Source organism: Massilia sp. TSP1-1-2 (assembly GCF_049896185.1).
Taxonomy (GTDB): domain Bacteria; phylum Pseudomonadota; class Gammaproteobacteria; order Burkholderiales; family Burkholderiaceae_D; genus Telluria_A.
This window is the reverse complement of sequence record NZ_JAFCTU010000001.1, coordinates 295,383-320,709: the sequence shown is the minus strand read 5'-3', so window position 1 is coordinate 320,709 and position 25,327 is coordinate 295,383. Positions and strand designations below refer to the sequence as shown.

The window sequence follows — 25,327 nt, the reverse complement described above, 5'->3', positions numbered from 1 at the left end:
CACCATGGCTGTTCGCGCTCCGGTGTTGACCGCCTGCCGCGGCAAACCTGACTCGTCCGGAGCTCTTGCATGAACCCGCATCGCCTATCCGCTCTGCTTGCCTTTGCAGCGGCCCTGTTCCTGATGGCCCGCGCGCCCTCATCTATGTCATCGCCCCCAACCTCGACCTGCTGTGGTACCAGTACCTGGACCACCCGGACGGCACTTTTCGCTGGGCTTTCGACCAGGGCAAGAAGGTCGGCAACCAGTGGGCGGTCAAGCACGTGTTCGCTGGCGACGGCGGCGTGATCTACACCGTCAACAACAATAATGATCTGATGTGGTACCGCCATGTCGGCCAGCAGGACGGCACATTTACCTGGGGCTTTAACGAGGGCAAGAAGGTGGGCGTGGGGTGGCAGGCGCGGCACATCTTTCATGGCGGCGACGGCATTTGAGCTGCACGCAGGATATGATACTATTTTTCGTCCAATATTAAATTATTGATATCATATTCACACCGGGGCGAGCGCTGGTGCTTGCCCGGAATACCTGCCGAGGAACTACATTGAAAACCACCAAGAGCGGCGTGCTGCGCGCGCTGATCGTTGCTGCAGCACTGGCTGCGACACTTACCGGCTGCCTGAGTATTTCACCGCCGAACATCGATATGTCGACCAGCTCTTCCGTCGTGACGGGCGCCCCCTTCTGTGACAGCTCTTCCGACGGCAAAATGGTGGCCTGCGGCGCAATTGCCCAGGTGTGCCAAAAGTCGCCGGACGGCCACATGGTCGCCTGCGGCGGCATGGCAACCGTGTGCGACACTTCGCACGACGGCAAGATGGTGGCGTGCGGCGGCCGGGCAAACCATTGCGCCAAGTCGACCGACGGCAAGATGGTTGCCTGCGGCGGCGCCGCGCCTTTTTGCGACAAGTCTTCCGACGGCAGGATGGTTGCCTGCGGCGGCACGCCTCCCAAGACGTAAAGCGCGTCCGGTCGCGTCAGCAAGCCAGCAAGTCAGCCAGTCAGCGCCCAATAAAAAAAGCCCCGCTCTCTTACGAGGCGGGGCTTTTTGTCAGCGGTACTTTGCTATTACATCTGCTCGATCATCACATCGCCGAAACCGGAGCACGATACCTGCGTCGCGCCTTCCATCAGGCGCGCGAAGTCGTAGGTAACTTTCTTGCTGGCGATCGACTTTTGCATCGACGAGATGATCAGGTCGGCCGCTTCGAGCCAGCCCATGTGGCGCAGCATCATTTCAGCGGACAAGATCAGCGAACCCGGGTTCACGTAATCCTTGCCTGCGTACTTAGGTGCGGTGCCGTGAGTCGCTTCAAACATCGCAACCGAATCGGACAGGTTGGCGCCTGGCGCAATACCAATGCCGCCAACTTGCGCTGCCAGTGCGTCGGAAATGTAGTCGCCGTTCAGGTTCAGCGTTGCAATCACGCTGTACTCTGCCGGACGCAGCAGGATCTGCTGCAGGAAGGCGTCGGCGATCGAATCCTTGATGATGATGTCGCGGCCGGTCTTCGGGTTCTTGAACTTGCACCATGGGCCGCCATCGATCAGCTCAGCGCCGAATTCCTTCTGCGCCAGCGCGTACGCCCAATCGCGGAAGCCGCCTTCGGTGTACTTCATGATGTTGCCCTTGTGGACGATCGTCACCGACGGTTTGTCGTTGTCGACCGCGTACTGGATCGCCTTGCGCACCAGGCGCTCGGTGCCTTCGATCGATACTGGCTTGATGCCCAGGCCCGACGTGTTCGGGAAGCGGATCTTGGTAACGCCCATTTCCTTGATCAGGAAGTCCATCAATTTCTTGGCGCCTTCGGAACCTTGCTGGTATTCGATACCGGCGTAGATGTCTTCCGAATTTTCGCGGAAGATGACCATGTCGGTCTTCTCAGGCTCTTTCACTGGCGAAGGCACGCCGGTAAAGTAACGCACCGGGCGCAGGCAGACATACAGGTCGAGCTGCTGGCGCAGGGCGACGTTGAGCGAACGGATGCCGCCGCCGACCGGCGTCGTCAATGGACCCTTGATCGAGACCACGTAGTCCTTGAGCACTTCGAGCGTTTCTTCCGGCAGCCAGACGTCGGGGCCGTAGACGCTGGTCGACTTTTCGCCGGCGTAAATTTCCATCCAGCTGATCTTGCGCTTGCCGCCGTATGCCTTGGCAACGGCCGCATCGACGACCTTGATCATGACGGGGCTGATGTCGACGCCGGTGCCGTCACCTTCGATGTAGGGAATGACAGGATTATCTGGTACATTCAGCGAAAAATCGGCATTGACGACGATTTTTTGGCCGTCAGCGGGTACTTTGATATGTTGATACATTCTTGATCTCCGAAGTGGACGTTCCAGCAGCCGGCAACCTTGGGGTTGTCTCTGTCAGGCGTGTGCGAAATGATTGAATAAATACGACGACAAATACGGCGCAAATACGACGCAAATACGACGCAAATACGACGAAAGTCTTGGTCTTCTATAAGACATAAGAGGCGCGTTTCACATTATGCACCAGTATTTTACTAGGCGCTACGACTTTGCGACACTAACAATTGGCTCAAAAGCTTAACATTCCTCCGACTGCCGCCCCATTATGCCCCTCATTCTCTTTAACAAGCCGTTCCAGGTGCTGTGCCAGTTCACGCCCCAGGACGGGCACGCATCGCTGGCCGACTATATCTTGCGGCCCAACGTGTATCCGGCCGGGCGGCTGGACGCCGACAGCGAGGGCTTGATGCTGCTGACCGACGACGGCAAACTGCAGCATGCAATCGCCCACCCGGACCACAAGGAGGCCAAGACCTACCTGGTGCAGGTCGATGGCGCGCTCGATGCGGGCGCGCTGGCAAGGCTGCAGGGACCGCTTGACCTGGGCGACTTTGTGACCAAGCCGTGCAAGGCGGTGCAGATTGCCGAACCTGCGTGGCTGTGGCCGCGCACGCCGCCGATCAGGGTGCGGGCGGACAAGCCCACCAGCTGGATCGCGATCACGCTACAGGAGGGCAAGAATCGGCAGGTGCGCAGGATGACGGCGGCAATTGGCTTGCCGACCTTGCGGCTGGTACGCAGCAGTATCGGGCCGTTTTCGCTGGCGACGCATCCTTTGATGCCCGGGGAATGGGTGGAGGTGGCGAGCGAGAAGATCAGCAAGTATAGGGAGTGATGCAGGGCGCGCGAGCGCTACTGAAACATGCTGGGGCAGCCGCCGCCAACGGCCGTCACGAACGCGGCTGTTGCAAAATGGGCGACAGTGCAGCAACCCCACATCGTCCTCGCGAGCGAGGGTGTAGTAAAACGCATTGAGATCAGTCGGCCCGACAGAAATCGCGAAGTTTGCGAACTCGAAAACGAAAACGACATCGTCCTCGCGCACGCGGGGACCCATGGAACGGTTCAATTGAACAACCGTTCTATGGGTCCCCGCGTCCGCGAGGACGATGTCATGGGGCACGTTGCGGCTTTCCGCGCGCACACAAGCGAAAAAACCCGCCGTGACCAGGTCAGGCGGGTTTTTACCATCTCAAGTTGCAGCTGGCGGACAAGTCCGCCAAAACGCGGAGCGATTAAGCTGCCAGCGCTTTCAGGGCTGCTGCCAGACGGCTCTTGTGACGAGCTGCCTTGTTCTTGTGGATGATTTTTTTGTCAGCAATGCTGTCGATCTTCGACACGGAGGTCTGGAAGATCGCCGTTGCAGCAGCCTTGTCGCCAGCCTGGATGGCCTTGCGAACCGCTTTGATTGCGGTACGCAGGGTCGAACGCTGCGACGAATTGTGAGCGTTTTGCTTTACTGCTTGACGAGCGCGTTTGCGCGCTTGTGCTGTATTTGCCATGGAATTTCCTAGATCGGGTCAAGTTGCGTTTGCAAACATTAGCGTCTGCTAAACATTAGTGTCTGCGTAACAGAATTCTGTACAGCCTTCGATTATAGCGGAGTAAACGGTCAAGGGCAATTCCTATATCAACAATAGTTCGCCGCGACGGGCCCGATGACGCTCTTCCCCACTCTTGCCGAGCTATAATTCGGCCCCATGAACTTGCTCAAGACCCTCTCCGCCATTTCCAGCATGACGCTGGTGTCCCGACTCACCGGCCTGGTGCGCGAAAGCTTGACCGCCGCCGCCTTTGGCTCGACGGTCTATATGGATGCGTTCAACGTCGCCTTTCGCCTGCCCAACATGCTGCGCCGCCTGTTTGCCGACGGCGCCTTCTCGCAAGCGTTCGTGCCGATGCTCTCCGAGTACAAGAACAAGAACGGCCAGGCGGAAACCAAGGAGCTGGCCGATCAGGCCGCCACCTTTCTGCTATGGAGCACGATCGTGGTCAGCATCATCGGCATCATCGCCGCCCCGCTGCTGATCGACCTGCTCATCGACGCCGAAAACCGCACACCGGACAGCACCGTTGCCGCCATCTGGATGACGCGCTTCATGTTCCCGTACATCGCCTGCATGTCCATCGTGGCGCTGGCGGGCGGCATTCTGAACACCTGGCAGCAGTACAAGATTCCCGCGTTTGCCCCCGTGCTGCTGAACCTGTCGTTCATCGTCGCTGCCCTCTTCCTCAAGGATCACCTCGAACACCCAATCTACGCCATGGCCATTGCCGTCATGGTGGGCGGCCTGCTGCAGATCGGGGTCCAGATCCCGTCGCTGATCAAGATCGGCATGCTTCCCCGCATCCATTTCAAGCCGTGGATCGCGCTCAAGAACGTCGGCGTGCGCCGCATCCTGCGAAAAATGACGCCGGCGCTGCTGGGCGTGTCGGCCGCGCAAGTGAGCCTGCTGATCAATACCAGCATTGCCGGCAGCCTGGGGCCGGGCGCGATTTCGTCGCTGACCTGGGCCGACCGCCTGATGGAGTTTCCCACCGGGATGCTGGGCGTCGCGCTGGGCACCATCTTGCTGCCGAATTTGTCGCGCGCCAACGCCAAGGGCGACATGCAGGAATACTCCGGCCTGCTGAACTGGGGCCTGCGCCTGACCTTCCTGCTGGCCCTGCCGGCCGCCGCCGGCCTGGCCGCGCTGGCCGTGCCGCTGATCGCTTCGCTGTTCAATTACGGCGCCTTTGATGCCAAGGCCACCTACTCCGCCGCCGCGCCGCTGGTAGCGTATAGCGCCGGGCTGATCGGCATCATCGTGGTCAAGACGCTCACGCCCGCCTTTTATGCGCGCCAGGATTACCGGGCGCCGGTGCGCATCGCCATCGGCGTGATCGTCGCCGTGCAGCTGATGAACCTGGTGTTCGTGCCCTTGCTGCACGGCGTGGCCGGCCTGGCGCTGTCGATGGGCATGGGCGCCTGCCTGAATGCCGGCTGCCTGTACTTTCTGCTGCACAAGCGCGGCATTTTCGTGCCGCAGCCGGGCTGGATGCTGTTTTTCGCCAAGCTGACGGTGGCCGTGGCCGCCATGGGCGCGCTGTGCTGGTACGCGGCGGCGCAATTTACCTGGACCGGCCCCGGCGTCCACCTGCACGGCATGGCACGCCTTGCGGTGCTGCTGGGTATTATCGGGGCGGCGGCGGTGGCCTATTTCGCGGTACTGTTTGCGCTGGGATTTCGCCCAAGCGACTTCAAGCGCACCAGCCGCTAATGGTGGCTTAGGGGCCTGCTTGCTAGTGCCGCCTGGCAGGCGGCGGTGTCACAATCGCTGACGGCTCGACTGCTGCCTCTGGCTCCAGCGGCCGGGCGCTGCCTTCCTCGTCTTCCGACTTTTCTTCCTCGGGCGGCGCTTCTGCGGGAGGCATTTCTTCGGGCACGGGTTCTTCCACCTTGCTCTCTTGCAGGGGCACGGGCGGCGGTGGCTCATTGCCCTTGCCCGTGACAGCACCCGGCGCAGCACCCGACTTGCCACCAGAGTCGCCGCCCGGGATAGCCGAAGGAAACAAGGACGTTGGCGCGCCGCCGGTCATCGAATTGGGCGGAGTGACCGTTGTGGCGCTACCCAGACCGCCATCGCCGCCGGCAACCAAAAACTTCCAGTCCGAAATTTTTTCGCGGTTTTCCATGTTCAGGAAGCGGATGTCGAAGTTGGCCACCTTGAGCGGCCTGGCATTCGACAGGCTGTAGACGCCCAGCACGCCGACCTTGTCGCCCAGATAAATGATGCCCCACTCGGCCTTGCCGGTGACCGGGTCAACAAAGATTTTACGCAGGTGACGGCGGGTGTTGGGAAAGCGCGGGTCCTTGAGCAAGTCTTGCAGCGTAGGCGGCTGCGTGGGTTTGCCCGGGGGCGTGGCGGCGGCATAACTGCGCAGCGCTTCGCTGAACTGAGCGCCGATTTCCAGCAATTCCTCTTCGGCCGCGGCACGCTGCAGCAACGTTCCCATCTTGAGCCCCGCGGCCGCCACCAGTGCCATGATGGCGAGCAGGATCATCAATCCCATGTAGGTAAAGCCGCGCGAGCCTGCCTTGCACGGCAAGCTTCCTTGGGCTGGCCTCATGTCACCACTCGGAATACGGCTTGCCGTGGCGATCGAGCCCCGGGGCGCCGCTCTTGATGCTGTACAGCGCGCCCTTGGTGGCGTCCTCGGGCGCGATCAAGATCCAGGTTGCCGCGCTTTCGGTAATCGGATCGACGGGCAGGCTGCGCAAATACTTCTTTTCCACCAGTTGTTCCAGCGAATCGGGGTAGCGTCCCCGGTCGGTATAGAACTGGTCGATCACGTCGCGCGTATTGCGCAGGTTGTCGGCCAGGATAGTTTCCTTGGCCTTGTCGACGCTGGGGAAATAACGCGGCACGGCCAGCGTGAGCAGCAGCGCGACGATGCCCAGCACCACCAACAGTTCAATGAGCGTGAAGCCGGCGGGACCGCGACAGGCGCGGCGTGCCTGGGCGGGCGGGAATCTCATGTCTACCATTTTCTGTACGGTATTTCGTTCAGGCCCAGCCGCTCGGAAATCGCATACACGTCGTACACGTCTTCGCCCTCCTGCGGTTCGGCCGCTTCGCTGGCATAGCTGCGCTTGCCCCAGGTCTGGGCGGCTACCAGCTGCGGGTCGCCATTGAACGGATCGCGCGGAATGCGGCGCAGGAAAAAAATCTTGGCGCGCTTGGGGTTGCGCAAGTCCGGCACGCCCTCGACCAGCACGTCCAGGCTCTTGGGGTAGCCGGTACTATTGAGCGAACGGGCGATGCGCCCTTCATCATAGGCCTTCTTGTAAGTGTCGATGGCCCCGCGAATGTCGCGCAGCGCGCGCCGCAACTCTTGCTCCTGCTTGCGCTGCACCGCCACTTGCGTGACGGGAATCACCAGCGTGCCCAGCAGAGCGAGGATGGTCAACGTGACCAGCAACTCGATCAGCGTAAAGCCGCGGCGGCATTGCATCATGGCTACTGCTTCTTGGTGTTGGTGGATTCGGCCGGCTGCACGGGCGCCGCGCTTTCCTGGGCCGGTTCGGTCACTTGCACCGGCTGAGCCGGCACGGACTCGGCAACCGGCACGGCGGCCGGCAGCGTGTCCACTCCCGGCTCGGGCAAGGGCGTGATCGTGGGCGCCGTCGGCGGCAGGCGCGCCGGCGCGGTCTGTGCGCGCGGCGCGGCTGGCACCGCTGGTACGTACGGCGCAGGAGCCGCCGGCTGGCGCAGCGCCGGGCTGGCCGGCAACACCGTCGGCGCCTTGACCGTGGTATCCGGACGGCGGCGGAAGCTCGTTTCGGTGCCGGCGCTAAATTCGGACGCCGACGCCGCAGGGCGCTGGATGTTGCGAATCAGGTGCGGCGTGATCGAGAGCACGATTTCCGTCTTTTCATTGCCGTCACGGTTGCTGCCGAACAGGCGCCCCAAAATCGGCAAGTCGCCAAGACCTGGCACCTTGTTGCCGCTGCTGCGGTCTTCGTTATTGATCAAACCGGCCAGCACCTGGTTCTCGCCATCTTTCAACTGCAGCATCGTGGTCGCTTCGCGCGTGCCGATCTGGTAGGCGGTGGTGCCGGACTTGGTGGTGGTCGAACCGAGCAAGTTGCTCACCTGCAGGCCGATGCGGATCGCGATTTCATTATTCAGGTAAATGGTCGGCTCGACATTGAGCGTCAGGCCGACGTCGAGATAGGTGACCGATTCGGATGCAAAACCATTCGCGCCCGGCGAGACGGTAGTGGTAATGTTGGGCACCTTGTCGCCGATGACGACCTTGGCCTTTTCCTTGTTGCGCACGCGAATGCGCGGATTGGCCAGCGTGTTCGAATCGATGTCGTTCTTGTTGGCGTTGATGGTTGCCGACAAGCCCGACACGCCAAGGTTGCCGCTATTAAGGCGGCGCAGCGCCGCGATGGTCAGCTTTTGCTCCACGTTGTTGGCGTCCGGCAGCATGATCGGTGAAATGCCGATGCTGGTCGGCCAGGCGATACCCAGTTCAATCAAGCGGCTGCGCTTGATTTCCAGGATCTCCACTTCCAGCATCACTTCCGGCTCGGCGATGTCTTGCAGCGCCACCAGCTTGGTGGCCAGCTTGATCGCTTCCGGGCTGTCGCGCAGGATCACCAGGTTCAACTTTTCGTCGACCACGACGTCGCGCGACTTCAAAATGGTCTTCAAGGTATTGGCCACCGACTTGGCGTCGGCATTGGCCAGGAAGAAAGTCTTGATCGTCATTTCCTGGTATTCCTTGAGCTTGGCAGCTACGTTGGGATACACCAGGATGGTATTGCCATCCATGACTTGCTGCTCAAGCTGGTTGGTCACGAGCAAAAAGTGCACGGCCGCCTCCACGGTGCTGTTTTTCAGCATGATGGTGGTGCGCTGGTCCGCTTTGACGTCCTTGTCGAACAAAAAGTTCAAGCCCGAGCGGCGCGAGATGACCTCAAACACTTGCTTGAGCGGCGCGTCGCGAAACTCGATGCTGATCGGCTGCCGGTAGGCCGCGGCCAGGCCCGTTTCCGCCACCGGCGCGGCGGCCGTCTTTTCATTGATGCGCACCAGGAGCTTGCGCGCCTGTTCATGGTTGGGGCGCTCGGTCAGGATCGCCGCCGCACTGGCGCGCGCCTGCTCATAGTCGCCGCTGGCAAACGACGCTTCGGCGCTGTCCAGCAAGCTTGCGTGGCGCACATCGGCTTCGATGGCGCGCATGCCCAGCCGGGCGCGCTCGTTGGCCGGGTCGATCGAGAGCACGCGCTGGTAATGCTGCAGCGCCGCTTCGGCGTTGCCACTGGCCAGCGCGCGGTCGGCCAGGTCCAGCAAACGCGTGGCGTTGCGGTCGCGCGTGCGCAGGAAGGCGAGGCGATACTTGGGGTTGCCCGGATCGGCAGCGACCGCCTGCTGGTACTTGCGCAAGCCCGCTTCGATCTTGTCCTGGTCGACCAGGGTCTGCCCTTCTTGGTACGCCATCTGGGCGGCGCAGCCGGAAAGCAGCAGCGCCAGGAGTGGCATGGACAGGCGGCGAGAAAGGTGACTAGGCATCAGTCGAGTACTCCAATGTTAAGCTGTTGAACCTGGTTCAAAGGCAGATAAGTAAGCGTCAGCGTCGGCGGTGCTATCGCGTCAACCCGGTAAGTGCCGTCGATGACCATCTTGTCGCGCACGATGTAAGTCTTCTCGCCAATGGCGAGAAATACTTCCCAGCTGCCGGCGGACGCGGCCTTGCCAAGATAGGTGAAAGGCAGCGCCGGCGCCATGGGCGGCGGCGGTGGTGGCGGCGCGGCGTTGCTGGCCTGCTTGGGCGGCGGCGGCGGTGGCGGCGTCCAGTCGCGCCGGCCAAACACGTCCTGGCCGGGGCCCATGGCCTCGTCGCTGTTGCCAATCAGGGTGGCGCGCGGGGTCAGGCGCAAAATGGCCGGGTCGGCCGCAGCGCCGGGCGCCGCGCGCCGGGGAATGGCGACGGCGGCCACGGTCGCGTCGGCGCGGGCCGGTTTGCGCTCGACCGCTTCGGCCACGCCGCTGTCGGGCTTGCGGTCGCCAAAAGCGACCAGCGCCGCGGCGCCCAGCAAGGCCGCTCCCATGGCGATATGGCGTGGATTCATCGCGCGCCTCCCTGGTCGGACAAATACAGCGTCAGGCGCAGGCGCGCTTCGAGCTGGGCGTCGCCGATATTTTCGCGCTTGAAGCTCAATTCATCGAGCGACGCGTAGGGAATCGAACGCAGCGCCATCAAGCCGAACGACCAGACCTGGCCGTAGGTGCCCTTGACCGGCAGCGTGACCTGGTAAGTGTGCAGGTTCGCGTTCCGGTCATAGGCGCTCTTGTATTCGCCCTGGCTGAGCGACAGGCTGGCCTTGCCGGCCAGCGCGAACAGCGTCTTGACCTGCTGCTCGGCGTAGCGCTGCTCGCCCAGCGTGGCGTAAAACAGTGCCAGATTCTGGTCGCTGGTGGCCACCGGCAGCACGGCGCTGGCAACGGCCGGCATGCTCACCACGCGCAGCGCGTTGCGGTGGCGTTCGGCCTGCAGCGCGCGCTGCGGCAGCAGCCAGGCCAGCGCCGCAGCGCCCACCGCGATCAACGCGCAGGCAAGACAAAACACGGGGCCAAGGGCGGTGGCGGCCAGGCGCAGGCGCAAGGCCAGCGCGGAAAAATTTATCGGCTTCATGGGGCGATCCATTCTGCTTCGATCTGGAAGCGGATCGGGCGCGCCGGGTCCTGTTCGTTGATCTCGTGGCGCGTCAAGGCCACGTTGGCAAATAGCTCCTGCTCTTTGAGCTTTTCGACGTAGTCGATCATCGCGTCGCTGCTCTTGGCCTCGGCCGTGATTTTCATGCTGCGCTTGCGCGCGTCCGGCTCCAGCGCCAGCATGGCAATGGCCGGCGGCGTGGCCGCGCCAATGGCGTCCTGCAGCGCGCGCCACGGCAAATTCAACTGCATGACGGCGGCGTTGACCACGGCGGCCTGCTGCTCGCTCACGCGCGGACCCGTGCTGGCCACCGCGACCACCACCGGCACGTTGGCGCGCACGCGCGCCGCTTCCAGCATGGCGTCGTCCGCTTTCTGGCGCGCCAGCATGCGCCCACCGAGCACGCCCGCCACCGCGCAAAGCGTCAGGCCCACCACGCCCAGCACCCAGGCGCGCCTGGTGGTGCGGTGCAAAGTACGCCGCAAACCCGGCGGCGCAAAGTCGATGGGGAGCTGATTCATGAACAAATTCCGGTAGCTGCCAGGCGCGCCGCGTGCGACAGCGAAGGGTTCGATTGCGGCGCCAGCAGCGAGCACGCAAACGCGCCGCTGCTATTGTTCCAGATGGCAGGCGCCTGGCCGGACAGCTGCAGCCGCTGCGGCACCGGCAGATTCAAGCGCAAGGCTTCGCGCGCCACATGCTGGCCGAGCCACTCGATGCCAGCACCCTCAGGCAGCGCGGTGGCGCGCACGGCGCGCACCTGGCCGGCGTCTATGGCGCCGAGCGTGAGGACATTTTCCTGCACCAGGCCGTACCAGGCCCCGGGCAACAGGGCGCGCCGGTACTGGTTCCAGCCGGCGACGAACTGGGGCACGATTTCCACCAGCGTGACGTGCTGTTCGCCCGCCGCCGCGCCCAGCATGGCGAGCAGCTGGCGCGGCAGCGCGCAGGCGATGAAGGGCTTTTCGGTGTCCCAGCCGCCGGCCAGCTTCCAGCCGGCTGCGCTCTCGCCGTACAGCGACTGGAAGCGCAGCGCGGCCGCCCCTTCCAGGTCGGCCAGGCGGGCGGCGCCAACGGGCGGCGCCACTTGCCAGATGCGGGCCAGTTCATCGGCCAGCACGACCGTCGCGCTCCACTTGGCGCAGCCGGCGTCGGCCAGCAGCTGGCGCAGCGCAGCGCCGATGGCGTCGACCCCACCCTGGCCCAGCGCCAGCTCGGCCACCACTTGCGCGCGCGCCTTGCCGAAGCGGTTGGCCGTGACCAGCGCCACCGCATGCCTGGATACGCCGATGCGCAAGGATTGTCCAAAACTTTTACGCATGCAGTGTCACCCGTTTAATCTCCGTGAGCGTGGTGGCGCCGCGCTTGACCAAGTCGAGCGCAGCCAGGCGCAAGCTGCGCGTGCCGTTCTCGTAGGCGGCCTGCTTGATCTGGCGGATCGGGCGCTTGTCGACGATCAGCTCGCGGATTTCATCGTTCAGCGTCAAGATCTCGGCAATCGAGCGGCGCCCCTTGTAGCCGGTGCCGCGGCAGTCCCCGCAACCCTTGCCCTGCATGAAAAGGTAATCCTGCACTTCATTGCGCTCCAGGTTGACGGCGGCAAGTTCGGCGTCGCTCGGCGTGTACTGCGCGGCGCAGTGCGGGCAGTTCATGCGCACCAGGCGCTGGGCCCAGATGCCGTTTAACGCCGACACGAACGCATATGGATCGATGCCCATGTGGGTGAAGCGGCCAAACACGTCGAACACATTGTTGGCGTGGACGGTGGTGAGCACCAGGTGGCCCGTAAGCGCCGACTGCACCGCAATTTCGGCCGTCTCGCGGTCGCGGATTTCGCCGACCATGATCTTGTCCGGGTCGTGGCGCAAGATCGAGCGCAAGCCCTTGGCAAAGGTCAGGCCTTTTTTCTCGTTGACGGGAATTTGCAAAATGCCGGGCAGCTGGTATTCGACCGGGTCTTCAATGGTGATGATCTTTTCGCGCCCGTTGTGAATTTCGGTCAGCGCCGCGTACAGCGTGGTGGTCTTGCCCGAACCGGTGGGCCCGGTCACGAGCAGCATGCCGTAAGCTTCTTGCGCCAGCGTGCGCAGCGACACCAGGGAAGCGGCGTCAAAGCCGAGCGCTTCGAGCGTGAGCGCGCCGTACGCTTCGATCATGGCGCGCTTGTCCAGGATCCGGATGACGGCGTCTTCGCCGTGAATGCTCGGCATGATCGACACGCGCAGGTCGATCTCGCGCCCACCCGACTCGACCCGGAAGCTGCCATCCTGCGGCACGCGCCGCTCGGCGATGTCCAGTTCGGCCAGTACCTTCAGGCGCGAAATGATATGTTCGGCCACTTCAATGCCGTTGACCGAGGTTGCGTGGTCAAGCACCCCGTCCACGCGGTACTTGACGGCCAGCCCGCCGGCGGTGCTTTCCAGGTGAATGTCGGAAGCGCCCGCTTTCAAGGCGTCGTACAAGGTCGAGTTGACCAGCTTGACGGCGGGACTGGCAGCTTCCGACACCGACGCGAACGAGAGCACGGCGGCGGTCTTGCCGTCGCGCCGCCCTTCGGAGACGCCCGCCACCAGCGTATCGACCGCGCGCGCCGACTCTTCCTGCTTGGACAGGTAGGCCTGGATGTCGGACTGCAGCGCCAGGCGCAGGCGCAAGGGATGGCTGGGCGCGGCGCGCGCCTGCGTCTCGAGCCAGGTTTGCAGGTCCAGGTCGAACGGGTCGGCAATCACCCCGGTCAGTTCGCCCGCCGCGCCGCGCAGCAGCACGCAGTGGCGCGCCAGCGCGTGCGCCAGCGGCAGCAGGTCAAAGGCGGGCAACTGGCTGAGCATTTCGGCCGTTTCCATCACCGACAGGCCAAAGGGCAGCGCCAGTTCCTGCACGATCAGGCGCGCGTCGAGCCCGCACAGCACTTCGAGTTCGGCCATCAAGGGACGCTGGGTGTGCAGGCTTTGGGCGCGCGCGCGCGCCAGCATAGCGGCGTCGATCATGCAAGCCTGGCTCATGACATGTCTCCGGCAAGGTCGAAAATGGGCATATACAGCAGCACCACGATGGCGCCGACGATCAGGCCGATGCCGGCCATCAGCAGCGGCTCGAAGGTGCGCGTAAAACGGTCGATCCAGCGGCTGATTTCGCCGTCGTAGAACGCGGCTGACTGGGTCAGCATCGGGCCCATGTCGCCGGTGCGCTCGCCCACGCGCAGCATGCGCAGCGAAATCGGGGTGGTCAGCTGGTGCGCTTCGAAGGCGGTCGACAAGGGCTGGCCCGCTTCGATGTCGGCGCGCGCGGCAACCAGCGAGGCGCGCACCGTGGCCGAGACCATCGACTGCACCGTTTCAATCGCGTGCACGATGGTGATGCCGCCTTCGGAGAGCATGCCGAGCGTCAGGTACAGGCGCGACAGTTCATAGATCCGAACGCGCTCGCCAATGCCGGGCAGGCGCGCCAGCAGGCGGCCCAGGCCGCCGTCGCGCGTCAGGTGGCGCCAGGCCAGCACGCCCAGCGCGGCCACGCTGCCCAGGCCCGCCAGCAGCATGCTGGTGTGGGCGCCGGCGAACTGGCCCCAGCCGAGCATGACCTTGGACATCCACGGCAGATCGCGCCCCGCGCCCTGGTAGACCTCGGCGAATTTGGGCACTACATAGGTGATCAGGAACAGGCTCACGCCGCCGCCCACGAGCAGCAGGATGCAGGGATAAATGGCGGCGCTGACGATCTTGCTGCGCACGATGTCAATGCGCTGCTGGTAATCGATGAAGCGCGAGAGCGAACGCGGCAGGTCGCTGGTGCCTTCGGCCGCGCGCACGATGCCGATATACAGCGGGGGAAACAGGTCGGGCTGTTCGGACAGGACGGTGGAAAAACGCTTGCCTTCGCGCAGGCCGCCCAGCAGGCGTTCGAGCACGCCGCGGGTGTTTTCGGAGGCTTCCTTTTCGAGCAGCGCTTCGAGCGCTTCGACGATGCCCAGGCCGGCGGTGAGCAGCGCCAGCAACTCCTGGCTGAACAGCACCAGCGACAGTGCGCCGCCGCGTCTTTTGCGCAGGCCGCCCGCGCGCACCGGTTCCACCTGCGAGACGAACAGCCCGCGCGACTCAACCTGGCGGCGCGCATCGGCCTCGTCGAGGGCGTCAACAGTCATGCGCGCGATGGACATATCGGGCGCCAAGGTTCGGACGGCAAACTGCATGGAACGTTCTACCGATTCAAGGAAAAGTGCGCAAGGAAATATGCGGCTTACTGGGTGACGATATCGGCGTTTTCGCCAGTACCGCCCGGCTGGCCATCCTTGCCGGTGGAAACGATTTCGTACTCGGCCTTGGCGCCGGGCGAACGGTACACGTAGGCGTTGCCCCACGGGTCGAGCGGCACCGCTTTTTTCAGGTACGGGCCGTTCCACTTGGTGGCGGCGGCCGGAGGCGCGACCATCAGCGCAGCCATGCCCTCCTCCGTGCTCGGATAGCGCCCGACGTCGAGGCGGTAGGTGTCGAGCGACTTTTCAAACGATTCGATCTGGGCCTTGGCGACCGTGACTTCCGACTTGCCCAGTTGGGCAAAATATTTGGGACCGACATAGGCGGCCAGCAAGCCGATGATGACGATAACGACCAGTAATTCGAGCAGCGTAAAGCCCGCGTTGTGCTTGCGCGCAGTGCTGTGTCTTGGGTTTGTTGCAAACATCCGACCGACTCCTCAATGGCTCATTTTGGCGTGCAAGGCTACCATACCCTTTGCAATACCCACAACTACTGTTTAGGCTGACCGACGGCGAGCTGCATTGCCGTCCTGCAATAGACAAAACGATGTTCAAGTCCCAGCGGAAATGACTAGTCTTTCATTGGCCAGCAAGCCCGCATCGGTGCAGCGGGTGACCGCTTCGACACGGTTGCGCACACCCAACAGTTTGTAGATCCGCTGCAAATGATTCTTCACAGTCAAGCCACTCAGGCCCAGGATGGCGCCGATCTCGTCGTTGCGCTTGCCGGCGCGCAGCCAGTGCACGATTTGCGCCTCGCGCGCGCTCAGCGCCCGGCCCGCAGCGCCGGGTGTGGTGCGGGCCAGTGCGCTGCCCGGCCGGGCCAGTCTGACCAGCGCCAGGTGCAACTGCGGCAGCAGCAAGGCCAGAAAATAGGCATGGCGCGCGCCGGGGCGCATCGGCAGGCCGAACAGCGCAAACACAGTCGCGCCCCCGGCTACCGGGCCGCTGCCGTCGATGATCACATTGGCGTAGCCGCAGTCGGCCAGTTCGGCCTGGAAAGGTGCAACAGCTCGATCGAGGGGGCCGTGCCCGTGCAATTGCGCCATGCAAGGCAAGACGCCTGGCGCGCTGCAATGGCGCGCCAGGCGCACGGCCAGCCCGGCATGCGGATCGCACAGACGCGCGATCGCAGATTCCCCCTCCACGCTGGCGTGCAAGGCTTCAATGCGCTGCAGCACGCCCGCGCCCGAAAACTGCATACACACCATCAGTTGATGGGGCAGCAATGCTTGCAGCTGACCTTGGCTCCAGAGAAAGAACTGGCGCAGGTCGTCCACCTGCAAGGACGACTCGATAATGCGCAGCAGGTACTCCTGCTCCCTCTTGCTGAGGATGACGGGCGCTGTCACGCGGCGGCGGCTTGCCAGGGTTGTCCGGCGCGCGTGCCCCAGGCCACGAAGCGGTAGCCGCTGCCGCGCACGGTTTCGATGTGTTCCTGGTGGCCGGTGGCCTGCAGCGCGCTGCGCAAGCGGCCGACATGGGCGTCCACGGTACGCTCACCCAGAAAAACATGGTCGCCCCAGACCTGGTCGAGCAGTTGGGAACGGGTATGCACGCGCTCTGGATGGTGCATCAGAAAATTAAGCAGGCGAAACTCCACGCGGCCCAGCGCCACCTGCTGGTTGCCGGCCGTGACGCGGTGGGTGCTCGGGTCGAGGCGCAGGCCGGCCATTTGCACCGTGTCTGCGGCCGCGTGGGGCGAGCGGCGGCGCAGCAAGGCGCCAATGCGGGCAATCATTTCGCGCGGGCCGAAGGGCTTGGTAATGTAATCGTCGGCGCCGGACTCGAGCGCCATGATCTTGTCATGCTCGCCGCTGCGGGCGCTGACCATGATGATTGGCAAGTCGCGCGTGCGCGGCTGAGCGCGCAGTCGCCGGATCAAGGAGACGCCCGACTGGCCGGGCAAGTCCCACTCGAGCAGCAGCAGGTCGGGCAGGCACTCGCCCAGCGCCAGCAGTGCGCACTCGGCATCAACGCTGCTGGCAACGACGTGGCCGGCCCGGCTCAGGTTCGAATGGATCACTTGCTGGACGGCGCAATCGCTGTCGACGACGAGTATGTGGGCTGGCATTGTTGCGATCCTAAACGAATACTCACACAAAATTGCATATTAAAATGACTATGCCCGAAGCCGGGAACCCATGGCTAATACAATTTAGTTTGTGTATTAAGACAGATGTCGACTAAATCGCGCCCGTCATTCTATGCGCACGGTGGAGCATTGTTGTTGAGGCGTGCTGTACCAGGATAAAAAAAAGACACACTTGTCGTTTCCGAACAAATGTGTCTGATGCAAGGTCGGGCGCGGCGCCCGGAACGGCTGGCCCTGACTTAGCGGCTGCGACGGCGGCGCAGTGCAACACCGGCCAGCGCCAGCGTGCTGAGCATCATCAGCATGGCGGACGGCTCGGGCACGTCCGACGCCACCAGTTCGGTGACGCTGGCCAGCAATGGGTCGTTAATCGTCACCAGCACGCCGGCGGCGTCGGCATTGAGCGCCGGGAGCAGGTCGAACTGCACGGCCACGCCGTACTCCGTGGCCAGGAAAGCGTCGTACAGCGAGACCTGGAAGGTGGGCGCATACAGGCCCGCCACGGTTTCATAGTCGCCTGAAAACGTCACGTTGAACGAAAAGTCGCCGCCGAAGAGCACGTTTTGGGTCAGGTAGTTCGACGTCAAGCCCGGGGTGAAGGTGAGCGTGTCGGCAACGCTGCCGTCGGCGCTGCCGGCGCGGTCGTACTCGGCGCCGAAGGCGCCGCTGAAGTTCGACAAGCTGGCAGTACCGCCGATGGCGTCATTGGTGGTATAGAAATTGAAGTCCATCAAGCCGGCTTCGGCATCGACGTTGCCCGTATGGATCGTCACCAGGTAGCTGGGACCTGCCAACGCGGCGGCGCTGCTCAGCGCCAGGGTGGCAGCCAGTAGTGCCTGGCGGGCGAAGCTTGCAAAGTTAAACATGGTCATGGTTCCTTGGAATTAGTAAGTGCCGGTAAAGACTTTGTTGGTGTGACCAAAGACCACCTTGTTCGGGTTGACGTACACGGCGCTGAAGCTCGCCTTGGCGCCGGGGGCGATCGTTGCATTGTTGACGGTGATGTAATACATGCCGTCCTTCATGCCGGTGGCGTTTTCAATCGACACGCCGGGGGTCAAGTTGGTAAACAGCACCAGGAACGGGCCGCTCATCGATTTGCCCGAAATGTTGGTCAGGGTGATGGTGGCGCTGACCTTGCCGGTCACGCGGTTTTGCACCAGGCCGGAGCGCTGCACCGTCAAGTTGGCGCTGGCGTCGGTAATGGTTGCCGGCAAGTTCATGCTGACCACGACCGGGTCATGGTCGGAAGCGCGGTAGGCATGGTCTTCGATCAGGGCCACGGCGGCGGCCGTCTTGCCGTCGATGTTGTAGTCGATCATGGTCGGCTCGTCGGCGTTGTTGTGCCACTCGGCCGCGCCGGTCATCTGGGCGCTGAGGGACGGCGTTGCCAGCGCGTGGTCGAGGTAGCCCACTTCACCGTTGAACACGTACGAATACGGCGTTTCAAGGGGACGCACGAAGCGCTCGAGCTGGTTGACCAGGCCCGACTCGGTCAAGGTGAAGATCGGGTCTTCGGCGCCGTTGGCGTTCAGGTCGCCCATGACCAGCACGTCAGGGTCGCTCGCGACGCTGATGATTTGCGGGATGAACACCTTGGCCAGGCGGGTGGCTTGCTGGGTGCGGCGCACATTGCTGCACCCCTGGCCGTCGCCCTGGTCGGCGTTTTCGCCGCTGCAGGTGCTTGCCTTGGCGTGGAAATGGTTGACCACCAGCGAGAACCGGGCGCCGTTGCCAGCCTTGAAAGTCTGCGCCATGGGCGGACGGGTGTTGACGCTGTCAGCGTCCGACAGCGCCGCGCCCACCAGCTGCACCTTGGCCGGCTTGTAGATCATCGATACGCGAATGGCGTCGGTGCCGGTGGCGGCGGGCGCGGGCACATAGGCGTAGAGCGGGTAGCCGACGCTGCCATTGAGTTGCTGCACCAGGTAGTCGGTCGCGATGTCGCCGTTGTTCTGGATTTCCATCAAGCCAAACACGTCGGCGTCGATGCCCAGCATTTCATTGACAATCTTTTTGGTCTGGCGTTCGAATTCGGCCATATTGTTGGCGCCGCGGCAGTTGGCCGCCGCGTTGGTGGCGCCGAGCTGGCAGCCGACGCCGGTCTCGCCCCACGCATTGGTGCCGTCGGTAAAGGTCGTGAAGTAATTGAGCACGTTGGCGCTGGCGACCTTGATATTGCCGGCAGCCAGTTGCGGTGCGCCCGTGCGCGGGTTGGTCGCCGAGAACGACGGCTCGAGCGTGTACTGCAGCTTGAAGCCGGCGCCGGCGCCGATGGAACCGTAGTCGATGACGCCGGTCAGGCCGGTGACGGTGTCGCCCGCGCGCACGATGCGCGCGCCGCCGTCGACATAAGGAATCACGGTTGGCGCGACGAAAATACTGTCGTCAAGCACCAGTGCATTGCGCGCATTGGCCGTAGCGAGCGCAATCGCTTCCGGCGTGCCTGGACGGTAGCGGTTGGTCGGTGTTTCGCGCCGGCCGGCAGCCAACGTCAGTTCGCCGCGCGTGCCCAGGAAGCTGGACTGGTTGATGGTGAGCGCATTGTTGATGTTGACCAACATCCCCTCGAAGCGGGCCAGGTCCAGGGTGCCGTCGAAGTTGATATTGGTGGGCGTGACGCTGTTGCCGCTGGAGAGGACCTTGGTAGCCGTGACGTCCTTCATTTCCGTGTAGGTGCGCGGCGCGCCGGTCGGGCGAAATTCGGTGATGGTGCCGCGCACCCGGATCAGGTCGCCGACTTTGACGGCGCCCGAGGTGAACACGAACAGGCCGTCGGACGTGGCCGGGTTGCCGTCGCCGGCGGCGTCCTGCAAAAAGTAGCCGTTGCCAACCTTGTGGGTGACCACGCCTTCGGTGATCACGACCTGGTCTTTGAACGGGCTGGCCTCGCCCGCGCCCTGGATCTGGGAAATGGCGGCCACGCCGGTGACGGCGACGGTGACGCTGCAGCTGCTCTCCTGCGCGCTGTCATTGGTGAAGCGGATCGTGACGGGATAGCTGCCGGCGGCCAGGGAAGCGTCGGCCTGCAGGTTGACGCTGGCCACGCCGCCACGGGCAGCGGCGGGGGTGAAGCCGGCCAGGCTGATGCCGGCCACGGCGGCGCTGGTAATGCTGGCGCCGTTGACGATGCTGTCGGCATCCTTGCCGCTCAAGCTGACACCGCCGCCGGTGCCCTGCTCGATGGCAAGCGAGGATGGGCAGGTCAGCACGATGGGCGCGGCGGCTACGACGCAGCTGTTGCGGGGCGAATCGCTGGTGCGCGGGCTTGGCGCGCCGGTGGCGAAATCGGCCGCGTTGTTGTCGGTGTCGACGCAGCCGCCCTGGGCGCGGAACAAGGCCAGCGTGTTGCTGGCCGGCGCAGACGGCGCGGTTTCGCTGCCGTTGGCGGCGCCAAAGCCGAGCAGGTCGACGACATTGGCCGTGGCCGGCGTGGTGCCCGACAGCGAGACGGTATCGCTGACCAGGGCGACCTTGCCGACGGTTGCAGACATGTTGAACATCGTGGTCGGCACAATGACCGGGGTTGGCAGCGCGGCCTGGGCGCCGGTGCCGCCCTGCTCCTGGATCAGCAGGTACTGGCCAGGCTCGATGGTAAAGGTTGGCAGTGGGGACTTGTTGCTCCAGGTCGTGCTGTTCTGGGAACCGTATTGCACGCTCCAGCCGCTGGCCGTGACGGCCGTGCTGCCGCGGTTGAAGATCTCGATGTAGTCGAACTTGTAGAAGGTCGTTCCGCTGTTGCCGCCGGCGCCGTAAATCTGGCTGATAACGAGGTTCGGCGAGGCCGCCATGGCGGGAGCGGACAGTCCAGCCATCAGAGCGGCGAGCACGGTCAGCCGACCGGGGGCGCGAATCGTAGCAACAAGCTTTGTCATCGAAAATCCTGAAGTGAAGTGGTAGAAAAACTGTTTTGTGTAAATGGCACGGCGCTTGCCCGCAGAGTGTTATAAAAAAGCACCTAATATTGACGGAATGGATATTAACGGTCGGAGGTGACACGTTGATGACGGCACATTGATCCGAATGGACTAACCGGCGTGAAAAACAAGGGCGCGTGGGCCGGGAAGCGGCGCGAAAAGAAGGGTAGCCTTCCAGCGAAAGAAGAACTACTTGTACTGCAAGGATGCGCCCATGCTGGGCGCACGTAAAAAAAGGAAGCCGCAGCTTCCTTCACGGGACCAACGCTTCGGTCGGGTCAGATCAGCGACTGCTCGCATTCCACGGCGGCGTGGCCCTCGGTACCTTCGCAGCCGGGGCCCTGCACCACCCCGGCGCGCGCGGCGACGGCGGCGCGTTCGGCGCGCGCGGCCTGTTCCTGGTTGCGGCGATTCATTTCAATAGCAAACGACTGTTCAAAATCGACCAGGCGCAGCTCTTCAGCGACGCGTTCGCTTTCCGACACTTGCGGTGGGGTGACCAGCACGTTGACGGACGCGACCAGCACGCGCGTGCCCGCTGGCGCAGCGGCAGGGTCAGCGGCGTATTCGACGAAGATCGGTGCGACGGCAGCCGCAGGAGCGACGGCAGCGACGGGTGCATCGGCCGGCGTATTGCTGCAGGCGACGAGCAGCGTCATGGTGGAAAAAGCCAGCAATGCTTTGGAAATTGTCTGCAACATGATGCCCCCGGGAAGAAATGATTCGACGCATTTATTGTATCCCTGAGGCAATTGTTTTCCCTATGGAAATTTCCTTCCGCGCAGAAAGTGTTGTGTTTGCGCTTTGTCAGTTCACAATCTACCCCGGGTAGAGTTGTGCAGGCGCGAAAAAAAGGGAGCCGAGGCTCCCTTCTTTTGCGCGCGCGGTGGCTCAGGCGCGCTGGTAAATGTCTTCGAAGCGGACGATGTCGTCTTCGCCCAAGTAACTGCCACTTTGCACTTCGATGATGTGCAGCGGCAGCTTGCCCGGATTTTCGAGGCGGTGATTCATGCCGATTGGAATGTAGGTCGACTCGTTTTCGGACAGCAGGCTTACTTTCTCGCCGCAGGTCACGCGCGCAGTGCCGCTGACCACCACCCAGTGCTCGGCGCGGTGGTGGTGCATTTGCAGCGACAGCTTTTCGCCCGGCTTGACCGTGATGCGCTTGACCTGGAACCGGTCGCCCGCATCGATGCCTTCATAGTGACCCCACGGGCGGTACACCTTGGTGTGCTGCAAGTGCTCGGTGCGCTCGGTCTTCTGCAGGTGCTCGACGATCTGCTTGACGCGCTGCACCTGGTCCTTGTGCGCCACCAGCACGGCGTCATTGGTCTCGACCACGATCAAGTCTTGCACGCCCAGCACGGCCACCATGCGGCTGGACGCGCGCACCAGCGAAGTGCTCACGCCGTCAAGGTAGACATCGCCGCGCCGTACGTTGCCGTTGGCGTCGGCCCCGGCTTGTTGCACTTGCCACAGCGCCGACCAGGAGCCGACATCGCTCCAGCCGATGTCAGCCGGCACCACCACCGCGCGCGCGGTGCGCTCCATGACGGCGTAATCGATCGAGTCGGACGGGCACATCGTGAACGAGGCTTCGTCCAGGCGGCAGAAATCGAGGTCTTGGTAACCGAGCCGTACCGACGCTTCGGCCGCGGCGGCAATGGCGGGGGCGAATTCGGCCAGCTCGTCGAGGTAGGCGCGCGCGCTGAACAGGAACATGCCGCTGTTCCAGTAATAGCGGCCGTCATCCACAAAACCTTGGGCAGTTGCGCGGTCCGGCTTTTCAACGAAACGGTCGACCTGAAAGCCCTCTTCGGAACCGGGCACGTGCGCGCCGCGGCGGATGTAGCCGTAACCCGTTTCCGGCCCCTGCGGCACGATGCCGAAGGTGGCCAGGGCGCCGCCCGCCACCAGCTTCGCGGCGCTCGCCACGGCGGCGGCGAAGGCTGGCTGGTTTTCAATTACATGGTCGGCCGGCAGCACCAGCATGACGGCGTCGGGGTCGATGGCGACCAGGTACTGGGCGGCGGCGGCAACGGCCGGCGCGGTGTTGCGCCCCACGTGCTCGAGCAGGATGCCGAGCGGCTTGACGTCGATCTCGCGCAATTGCTCAGCCACCAGGAAACGGTGCTCGTTGCCGCACACCACCAGCGGCGTCATCAGGTCGGGCCAGCCCGTGACGCGCAAGACAGTGTCTTGCAGCATCGTTTTGTCCGTCACCAGCGGCAGCAGTTGCTTGGGCAGCACCGCACGCGACAGCGGCCACAAACGGGTGCCGGCGCCGCCGGACAGGATGACTGGGTAAATTTTCATTGGTTCTGCTTTCTTTTCTTGGTCTGTTTTTATAACAAGGTGTTCTGTTCGGCGCTTGCATCGGTGCGCCGGCTTTGGCGCCGGTCGCGCGCGTTCAACCATGCATGCGATGCGTACTCGGAGACATGTTTCATCTCCCCTGCGCGATCGACGCTGTAATCTTTGAACACGATCATTTCGTGCAAGTTTACATCATGCAAGACGCGCGTGTATTCAAAAAGTACACTGCGCACGACTTTCGCGCCCGCGCAGATGTGGCTGCCGTGCCCGATCCAGCTCGGCCCCACGATGTGCACGCCCGGCTCGATGCGCGCGCCCGAGCCGATGTAGACGGGGCCTTCGATGGTGGTGCCTTCCCACGCGATCTGGGTGTTCAGGCCAACCCACAGGCCGTCTTCGATCTGGGTGCCGGGCACGTCAAGCTGCGGGATTTGTCCGCGCAGCATGTCTTGCAGCACTTGCCAGTAATCGGACACGGTGCCGATGTCGATCCAGTTGAACGAGCGCGCCTGCGCGTAAAACGGTACGCCCTTTTCTACCAGCAGCGGGAACAGTTCGGAACCGATATCGAATTGGCGGTCCTTCGGAATCAGGTCGATGACTTCCGGCTCGAAAATATAAATCCCGGTGCTGATGAAATTGGACTTGGCCTCGGCCTGGCTGGGTTTTTCCTGGAACGCGGTGATGCGTCCGTCGGCATCGGCCACGACCACGCCGTAGCTCGAGACCTTATCCCACGGCACTTCCTTGGTGATGATGGACGCCAGCGCGCCACGGCGCCGGTGCTCGAACAGCGCCGACTTCAAGTCGAGGTCGATCAGCGCGTCGCCGCACAACACCACCGTAGTTTCGTCGAAAAAGCCGCCGAACTCCTGGATTTTTTTCAGGCCGCCGGCCGAGCCGATCGGTTGCGGTACGACTTCGCCATCGTCGGTGGTGTAACCCTCGAAGGAATAGCCGATCTGCACGCCGAACTGGTGCCCTTCGCCGAAATACTCTTCGATTTTTTCATGCAGATAGCTGACGTTGACCATGATTTCAGTGACGCCGTACTTGGCCAGATGCTCCACCAGGTAAGCCATCACGGGCTTGCCCAGGATCGGGATCATGGGCTTGGGGAGGTCGTAGGTCAGAGGACGTACGCGGGTGCCTTTGCCCGCGGCTAAAATCATTGCTTTCATCAGAACTTCCTTTATCTAGTCATTTGGGCATCGATTGCCAGCGCCAGGAATCGGCGCACATTTGGGCGATATCGCGTTCGGCGCTCCAGCCAAGTTCTGCTTTTGCGAGCGCGGGATCGGCGTAGCAGGCGGCAATATCGCCGGGACGGCGGGGCACGATCTGGTAGGGAACGGCCTTGCCGCTGGCGCGCTCGAACGCACGCACCATTTCCAGAACACTATTGCCACGCCCGGTGCCCAAATTGTACGTAACAACGCCGGGACCTGTCGCCAGCTTGCTTAGGGTTTTGACATGACCTAGCGCCAGGTCGACCACGTGGATGTAATCGCGCAGACCGGTGCCGTCGGGCGTGGGGTAATCGTCGCCGTAGACGGACAGTTTTTCGCGCCGGCCTTCGGCCACCTGGGCGATATACGGCAGCAGGTTGTTGGGAATGCCGTTCGGCTCCTCGCCGATGAGCCCGCTTTCGTGGGCGCCGACCGGATTGAAGTAGCGCAGCAGTGCAATGCACCAGTCGGGCTGGGCGACAATCAGGTCGCGCAGGATGTCTTCGATCATCAGCTTGCTGCGACCGTAGGCGTTGGTGGCCGACAGCGGAAAGTGTTCGCTGATCGGCACCGACGCCGGGTCGCCGTAGACCGTGGCCGACGAGCTGAACACCAGCGTCTTGACGCCGTGCTCCTGCATCGCTTCAAACAGCGTGACGCTGCCGGCCACGTTGTTGTCGTAGTAGCGCAGCGGCTGCGCGACCGATTCGCCCACCGCTTTCAGGCCCGCGAAGTGGATCACGGCATCAAAGGCATGCTGCGTGAAGACGGCGTCGAGCGCGGCGCGGTCGCGGATGTCGGCTTTGACAAAGGCCAGCGGGCGGCCGGTGATTTTTTCCACACGCGCCTGCACGGCCGTTGTGGTGTTGGACAAGTTGTCGAGGGCGACGGGATCATGCCCGGCCGCGATCAGTTCAACGCAAGTGTGCGCGCCAATGTAGCCAAGGCCGCCGGTAACGAGAATTTTCATAGGGACTCACTAAAA

At 63.2% G+C, this 25,327-nt stretch carries 25 protein-coding genes; 4 read left to right on the top strand and 21 right to left on the bottom strand.

Annotated elements, in window-relative coordinates:
• Window positions 1-65 precede the first annotated feature (65 nt).
• Both ACP7BV_RS01475 and ACP7BV_RS01470 read left to right on the top strand, forming a co-directional pair.
• On the top strand, window positions 66-437 hold the full coding sequence (locus tag ACP7BV_RS01475) for a tachylectin-related carbohydrate-binding protein (RefSeq protein ID WP_426100760.1): 372 nt from the start codon (window positions 66-68) through the stop codon (window positions 435-437).
• A 110-nt stretch (window positions 438-547) separates the two neighbouring features.
• A complete protein-coding gene (locus tag ACP7BV_RS01470) occupies window positions 548-964 on the top strand; it encodes a hypothetical protein (protein ID WP_426100758.1) in 417 nt (138 codons plus the stop codon).
• Window positions 965-1,071: 107 nt separating this feature from the next.
• On the opposite strand, the gene icd is transcribed toward ACP7BV_RS01470, so the two are convergent.
• Window positions 1,072-2,325, bottom strand: coding sequence for an NADP-dependent isocitrate dehydrogenase (gene icd, locus ACP7BV_RS01465; RefSeq protein WP_426100756.1), 1,254 nt, complete (start codon window positions 2,323-2,325; stop codon window positions 1,072-1,074).
• A gap of 265 nt (window positions 2,326-2,590) precedes the next feature.
• Here icd and ACP7BV_RS01460 point away from each other — a divergent pair, with 265 nt between their 5' ends.
• A complete protein-coding gene (locus ACP7BV_RS01460; protein ID WP_426100754.1) occupies window positions 2,591-3,160 on the top strand; it encodes a pseudouridine synthase in 570 nt (189 codons plus the stop codon).
• Window positions 3,161-3,560: 400 nt separating this feature from the next.
• On the opposite strand, the gene rpsT is transcribed toward ACP7BV_RS01460, so the two are convergent.
• Entirely contained in the window at window positions 3,561-3,827 is a 267-nt protein-coding gene (rpsT, locus tag ACP7BV_RS01455; protein ID WP_426100752.1) for a 30S ribosomal protein S20, read from the bottom strand.
• A 198-nt stretch (window positions 3,828-4,025) separates the two neighbouring features.
• Here rpsT and murJ point away from each other — a divergent pair, with 198 nt between their 5' ends.
• On the top strand, window positions 4,026-5,585 hold the full coding sequence (gene murJ / locus ACP7BV_RS01450; RefSeq protein ID WP_426100750.1) for a murein biosynthesis integral membrane protein MurJ: 1,560 nt from the start codon (window positions 4,026-4,028) through the stop codon (window positions 5,583-5,585).
• A gap of 22 nt (window positions 5,586-5,607) precedes the next feature.
• On the opposite strand, the gene ACP7BV_RS01445 is transcribed toward murJ, so the two are convergent.
• The 19 genes from ACP7BV_RS01445 to galE all read right to left on the bottom strand — a co-directional run bounded on the left by ACP7BV_RS01445 (window position 5,608) and on the right by galE (window position 25,312).
• A complete protein-coding gene (locus tag ACP7BV_RS01445) occupies window positions 5,608-6,435 on the bottom strand; it encodes a type II secretion system protein (RefSeq protein WP_426100748.1) in 828 nt (275 codons plus the stop codon).
• 1 nt (window position 6,436) lies between these two features.
• The gene (locus ACP7BV_RS01440) at window positions 6,437-6,844 is read right to left on the bottom strand and encodes a type II secretion system protein (RefSeq protein ID WP_426100746.1); all 408 of its coding nucleotides are present in this window, start codon (window positions 6,842-6,844) and stop codon (window positions 6,437-6,439) included.
• Window positions 6,845-6,846: 2 nt separating this feature from the next.
• Window positions 6,847-7,323 (bottom strand): type II secretion system protein, encoded by a 477-nt coding sequence (locus ACP7BV_RS01435; RefSeq protein WP_426100744.1) that lies wholly within the window; start codon window positions 7,321-7,323, stop codon window positions 6,847-6,849.
• A gap of 2 nt (window positions 7,324-7,325) precedes the next feature.
• Window positions 7,326-9,359 (bottom strand): secretin N-terminal domain-containing protein, encoded by a 2,034-nt coding sequence (locus tag ACP7BV_RS01430; RefSeq protein WP_426100742.1) that lies wholly within the window; start codon window positions 9,357-9,359, stop codon window positions 7,326-7,328.
• A 29-nt stretch (window positions 9,360-9,388) separates the two neighbouring features.
• Window positions 9,389-9,949 carry a hypothetical protein gene (locus tag ACP7BV_RS01425; RefSeq protein ID WP_426100740.1) on the bottom strand — a complete coding sequence of 187 codons (561 nt, stop codon included), beginning with the start codon at window positions 9,947-9,949 and terminating at the stop codon, window positions 9,389-9,391.
• Complete coding sequence (locus ACP7BV_RS01420; RefSeq protein WP_426100738.1) at window positions 9,946-10,512, bottom strand: hypothetical protein; 567 nt, start codon at window positions 10,510-10,512, stop codon at window positions 9,946-9,948. The genes ACP7BV_RS01425 and ACP7BV_RS01420 overlap by 4 nt, the downstream gene beginning before the upstream one ends.
• The gene (locus ACP7BV_RS01415; protein WP_426100736.1) at window positions 10,509-11,054 is read right to left on the bottom strand and encodes a PilN domain-containing protein; all 546 of its coding nucleotides are present in this window, start codon (window positions 11,052-11,054) and stop codon (window positions 10,509-10,511) included. The genes ACP7BV_RS01420 and ACP7BV_RS01415 overlap by 4 nt, the downstream gene beginning before the upstream one ends.
• Window positions 11,051-11,830: a hypothetical protein gene (locus ACP7BV_RS01410; RefSeq protein ID WP_426100734.1), complete on the bottom strand. Its 780-nt coding sequence runs from the start codon at window positions 11,828-11,830 to the stop codon at window positions 11,051-11,053. Before ACP7BV_RS01410 ends, ACP7BV_RS01415 begins: the two co-directional genes overlap by 4 nt.
• 16 nt (window positions 11,831-11,846) lie before the next feature.
• Complete coding sequence (locus ACP7BV_RS01405; RefSeq protein ID WP_426100732.1) at window positions 11,847-13,535, bottom strand: GspE/PulE family protein; 1,689 nt, start codon at window positions 13,533-13,535, stop codon at window positions 11,847-11,849.
• Entirely contained in the window at window positions 13,532-14,719 is a 1,188-nt protein-coding gene (locus ACP7BV_RS01400) for a type II secretion system F family protein (protein ID WP_426100730.1), read from the bottom strand. Before ACP7BV_RS01400 ends, ACP7BV_RS01405 begins: the two co-directional genes overlap by 4 nt.
• A gap of 47 nt (window positions 14,720-14,766) precedes the next feature.
• Window positions 14,767-15,210, bottom strand: a complete 444-nt coding sequence (gene gspG / locus ACP7BV_RS01395; protein WP_426100728.1) for a type II secretion system major pseudopilin GspG — start codon at window positions 15,208-15,210, stop codon at window positions 14,767-14,769.
• A 126-nt stretch (window positions 15,211-15,336) separates the two neighbouring features.
• Window positions 15,337-16,137 (bottom strand): LuxR C-terminal-related transcriptional regulator, encoded by an 801-nt coding sequence (locus tag ACP7BV_RS01390; protein ID WP_426100726.1) that lies wholly within the window; start codon window positions 16,135-16,137, stop codon window positions 15,337-15,339.
• A complete protein-coding gene (gene phoB, locus ACP7BV_RS01385; protein ID WP_426100724.1) occupies window positions 16,134-16,859 on the bottom strand; it encodes a phosphate regulon transcriptional regulator PhoB in 726 nt (241 codons plus the stop codon). The genes ACP7BV_RS01390 and phoB overlap by 4 nt, the downstream gene beginning before the upstream one ends.
• 260 nt (window positions 16,860-17,119) lie before the next feature.
• Window positions 17,120-17,746: an NF038129 family PEP-CTERM protein gene (locus ACP7BV_RS01380; RefSeq protein ID WP_426100722.1), complete on the bottom strand. Its 627-nt coding sequence runs from the start codon at window positions 17,744-17,746 to the stop codon at window positions 17,120-17,122.
• An 18-nt stretch (window positions 17,747-17,764) separates the two neighbouring features.
• The gene (locus ACP7BV_RS01375; RefSeq protein WP_426100720.1) at window positions 17,765-20,755 is read right to left on the bottom strand and encodes an ExeM/NucH family extracellular endonuclease; all 2,991 of its coding nucleotides are present in this window, start codon (window positions 20,753-20,755) and stop codon (window positions 17,765-17,767) included.
• Window positions 20,756-21,075: 320 nt separating this feature from the next.
• A complete protein-coding gene (locus tag ACP7BV_RS01370) occupies window positions 21,076-21,498 on the bottom strand; it encodes a hypothetical protein (protein WP_426100718.1) in 423 nt (140 codons plus the stop codon).
• Between the two features lie 190 nt (window positions 21,499-21,688).
• Window positions 21,689-23,113 (bottom strand): mannose-1-phosphate guanylyltransferase/mannose-6-phosphate isomerase, encoded by a 1,425-nt coding sequence (locus tag ACP7BV_RS01365; protein WP_426100716.1) that lies wholly within the window; start codon window positions 23,111-23,113, stop codon window positions 21,689-21,691.
• Between the two features lie 29 nt (window positions 23,114-23,142).
• Window positions 23,143-24,294: a sugar phosphate nucleotidyltransferase gene (locus ACP7BV_RS01360; RefSeq protein WP_426100714.1), complete on the bottom strand. Its 1,152-nt coding sequence runs from the start codon at window positions 24,292-24,294 to the stop codon at window positions 23,143-23,145.
• Window positions 24,295-24,313: 19 nt separating this feature from the next.
• Window positions 24,314-25,312, bottom strand: a complete 999-nt coding sequence (galE, locus tag ACP7BV_RS01355; RefSeq protein WP_426100712.1) for a UDP-glucose 4-epimerase GalE — start codon at window positions 25,310-25,312, stop codon at window positions 24,314-24,316.
• Window positions 25,313-25,327 lie beyond the last annotated feature (15 nt).

What these genes read in the sequence shown, in the direction of transcription:
- ACP7BV_RS01365 (WP_426100716.1), bottom strand. Translation starts at nt 23,113, where the DNA reads ATGAAAATTTACCCAGTCATCCTGTCCGGCGGCGCCGGCACCCGTTTG.
- ACP7BV_RS01430 (WP_426100742.1), bottom strand. Translation starts at nt 9,359, where the DNA reads ATGCCACTCCTGGCGCTGCTGCTTTCCGGCTGCGCCGCCCAGATGGCG.
- gspG (WP_426100728.1), bottom strand. Translation starts at nt 15,210, where the DNA reads ATGTTTGCAACAAACCCAAGACACAGCACTGCGCGCAAGCACAACGCG.
- icd (WP_426100756.1), bottom strand. Translation starts at nt 2,325, where the DNA reads ATGTATCAACATATCAAAGTACCCGCTGACGGCCAAAAAATCGTCGTC.
- galE (WP_426100712.1), bottom strand. Translation starts at nt 25,312, where the DNA reads ATGAAAATTCTCGTTACCGGCGGCCTTGGCTACATTGGCGCGCACACT.
- ACP7BV_RS01370 (WP_426100718.1), bottom strand. Translation starts at nt 21,498, where the DNA reads ATGTTGCAGACAATTTCCAAAGCATTGCTGGCTTTTTCCACCATGACG.
- ACP7BV_RS01360 (WP_426100714.1), bottom strand. Translation starts at nt 24,294, where the DNA reads ATGAAAGCAATGATTTTAGCCGCGGGCAAAGGCACCCGCGTACGTCCT.
- phoB (WP_426100724.1), bottom strand. Translation starts at nt 16,859, where the DNA reads ATGCCAGCCCACATACTCGTCGTCGACAGCGATTGCGCCGTCCAGCAA.
- ACP7BV_RS01415 (WP_426100736.1), bottom strand. Translation starts at nt 11,054, where the DNA reads ATGAATCAGCTCCCCATCGACTTTGCGCCGCCGGGTTTGCGGCGTACT.
- ACP7BV_RS01435 (WP_426100744.1), bottom strand. Translation starts at nt 7,323, where the DNA reads ATGATGCAATGCCGCCGCGGCTTTACGCTGATCGAGTTGCTGGTCACG.
- rpsT (WP_426100752.1), bottom strand. Translation starts at nt 3,827, where the DNA reads ATGGCAAATACAGCACAAGCGCGCAAACGCGCTCGTCAAGCAGTAAAG.
- ACP7BV_RS01425 (WP_426100740.1), bottom strand. Translation starts at nt 9,949, where the DNA reads ATGAATCCACGCCATATCGCCATGGGAGCGGCCTTGCTGGGCGCCGCG.
- ACP7BV_RS01420 (WP_426100738.1), bottom strand. Translation starts at nt 10,512, where the DNA reads ATGAAGCCGATAAATTTTTCCGCGCTGGCCTTGCGCCTGCGCCTGGCC.
- ACP7BV_RS01440 (WP_426100746.1), bottom strand. Translation starts at nt 6,844, where the DNA reads ATGAGATTCCCGCCCGCCCAGGCACGCCGCGCCTGTCGCGGTCCCGCC.
- ACP7BV_RS01380 (WP_426100722.1), bottom strand. Translation starts at nt 17,746, where the DNA reads ATGTTTAACTTTGCAAGCTTCGCCCGCCAGGCACTACTGGCTGCCACC.
- ACP7BV_RS01400 (WP_426100730.1), bottom strand. Translation starts at nt 14,719, where the DNA reads ATGCAGTTTGCCGTCCGAACCTTGGCGCCCGATATGTCCATCGCGCGC.
- ACP7BV_RS01445 (WP_426100748.1), bottom strand. Translation starts at nt 6,435, where the DNA reads ATGAGGCCAGCCCAAGGAAGCTTGCCGTGCAAGGCAGGCTCGCGCGGC.
- ACP7BV_RS01375 (WP_426100720.1), bottom strand. Translation starts at nt 20,755, where the DNA reads ATGACAAAGCTTGTTGCTACGATTCGCGCCCCCGGTCGGCTGACCGTG.
- ACP7BV_RS01460 (WP_426100754.1), top strand. Translation starts at nt 2,591, where the DNA reads ATGCCCCTCATTCTCTTTAACAAGCCGTTCCAGGTGCTGTGCCAGTTC.
- ACP7BV_RS01405 (WP_426100732.1), bottom strand. Translation starts at nt 13,535, where the DNA reads ATGAGCCAGGCTTGCATGATCGACGCCGCTATGCTGGCGCGCGCGCGC.
- murJ (WP_426100750.1), top strand. Translation starts at nt 4,026, where the DNA reads ATGAACTTGCTCAAGACCCTCTCCGCCATTTCCAGCATGACGCTGGTG.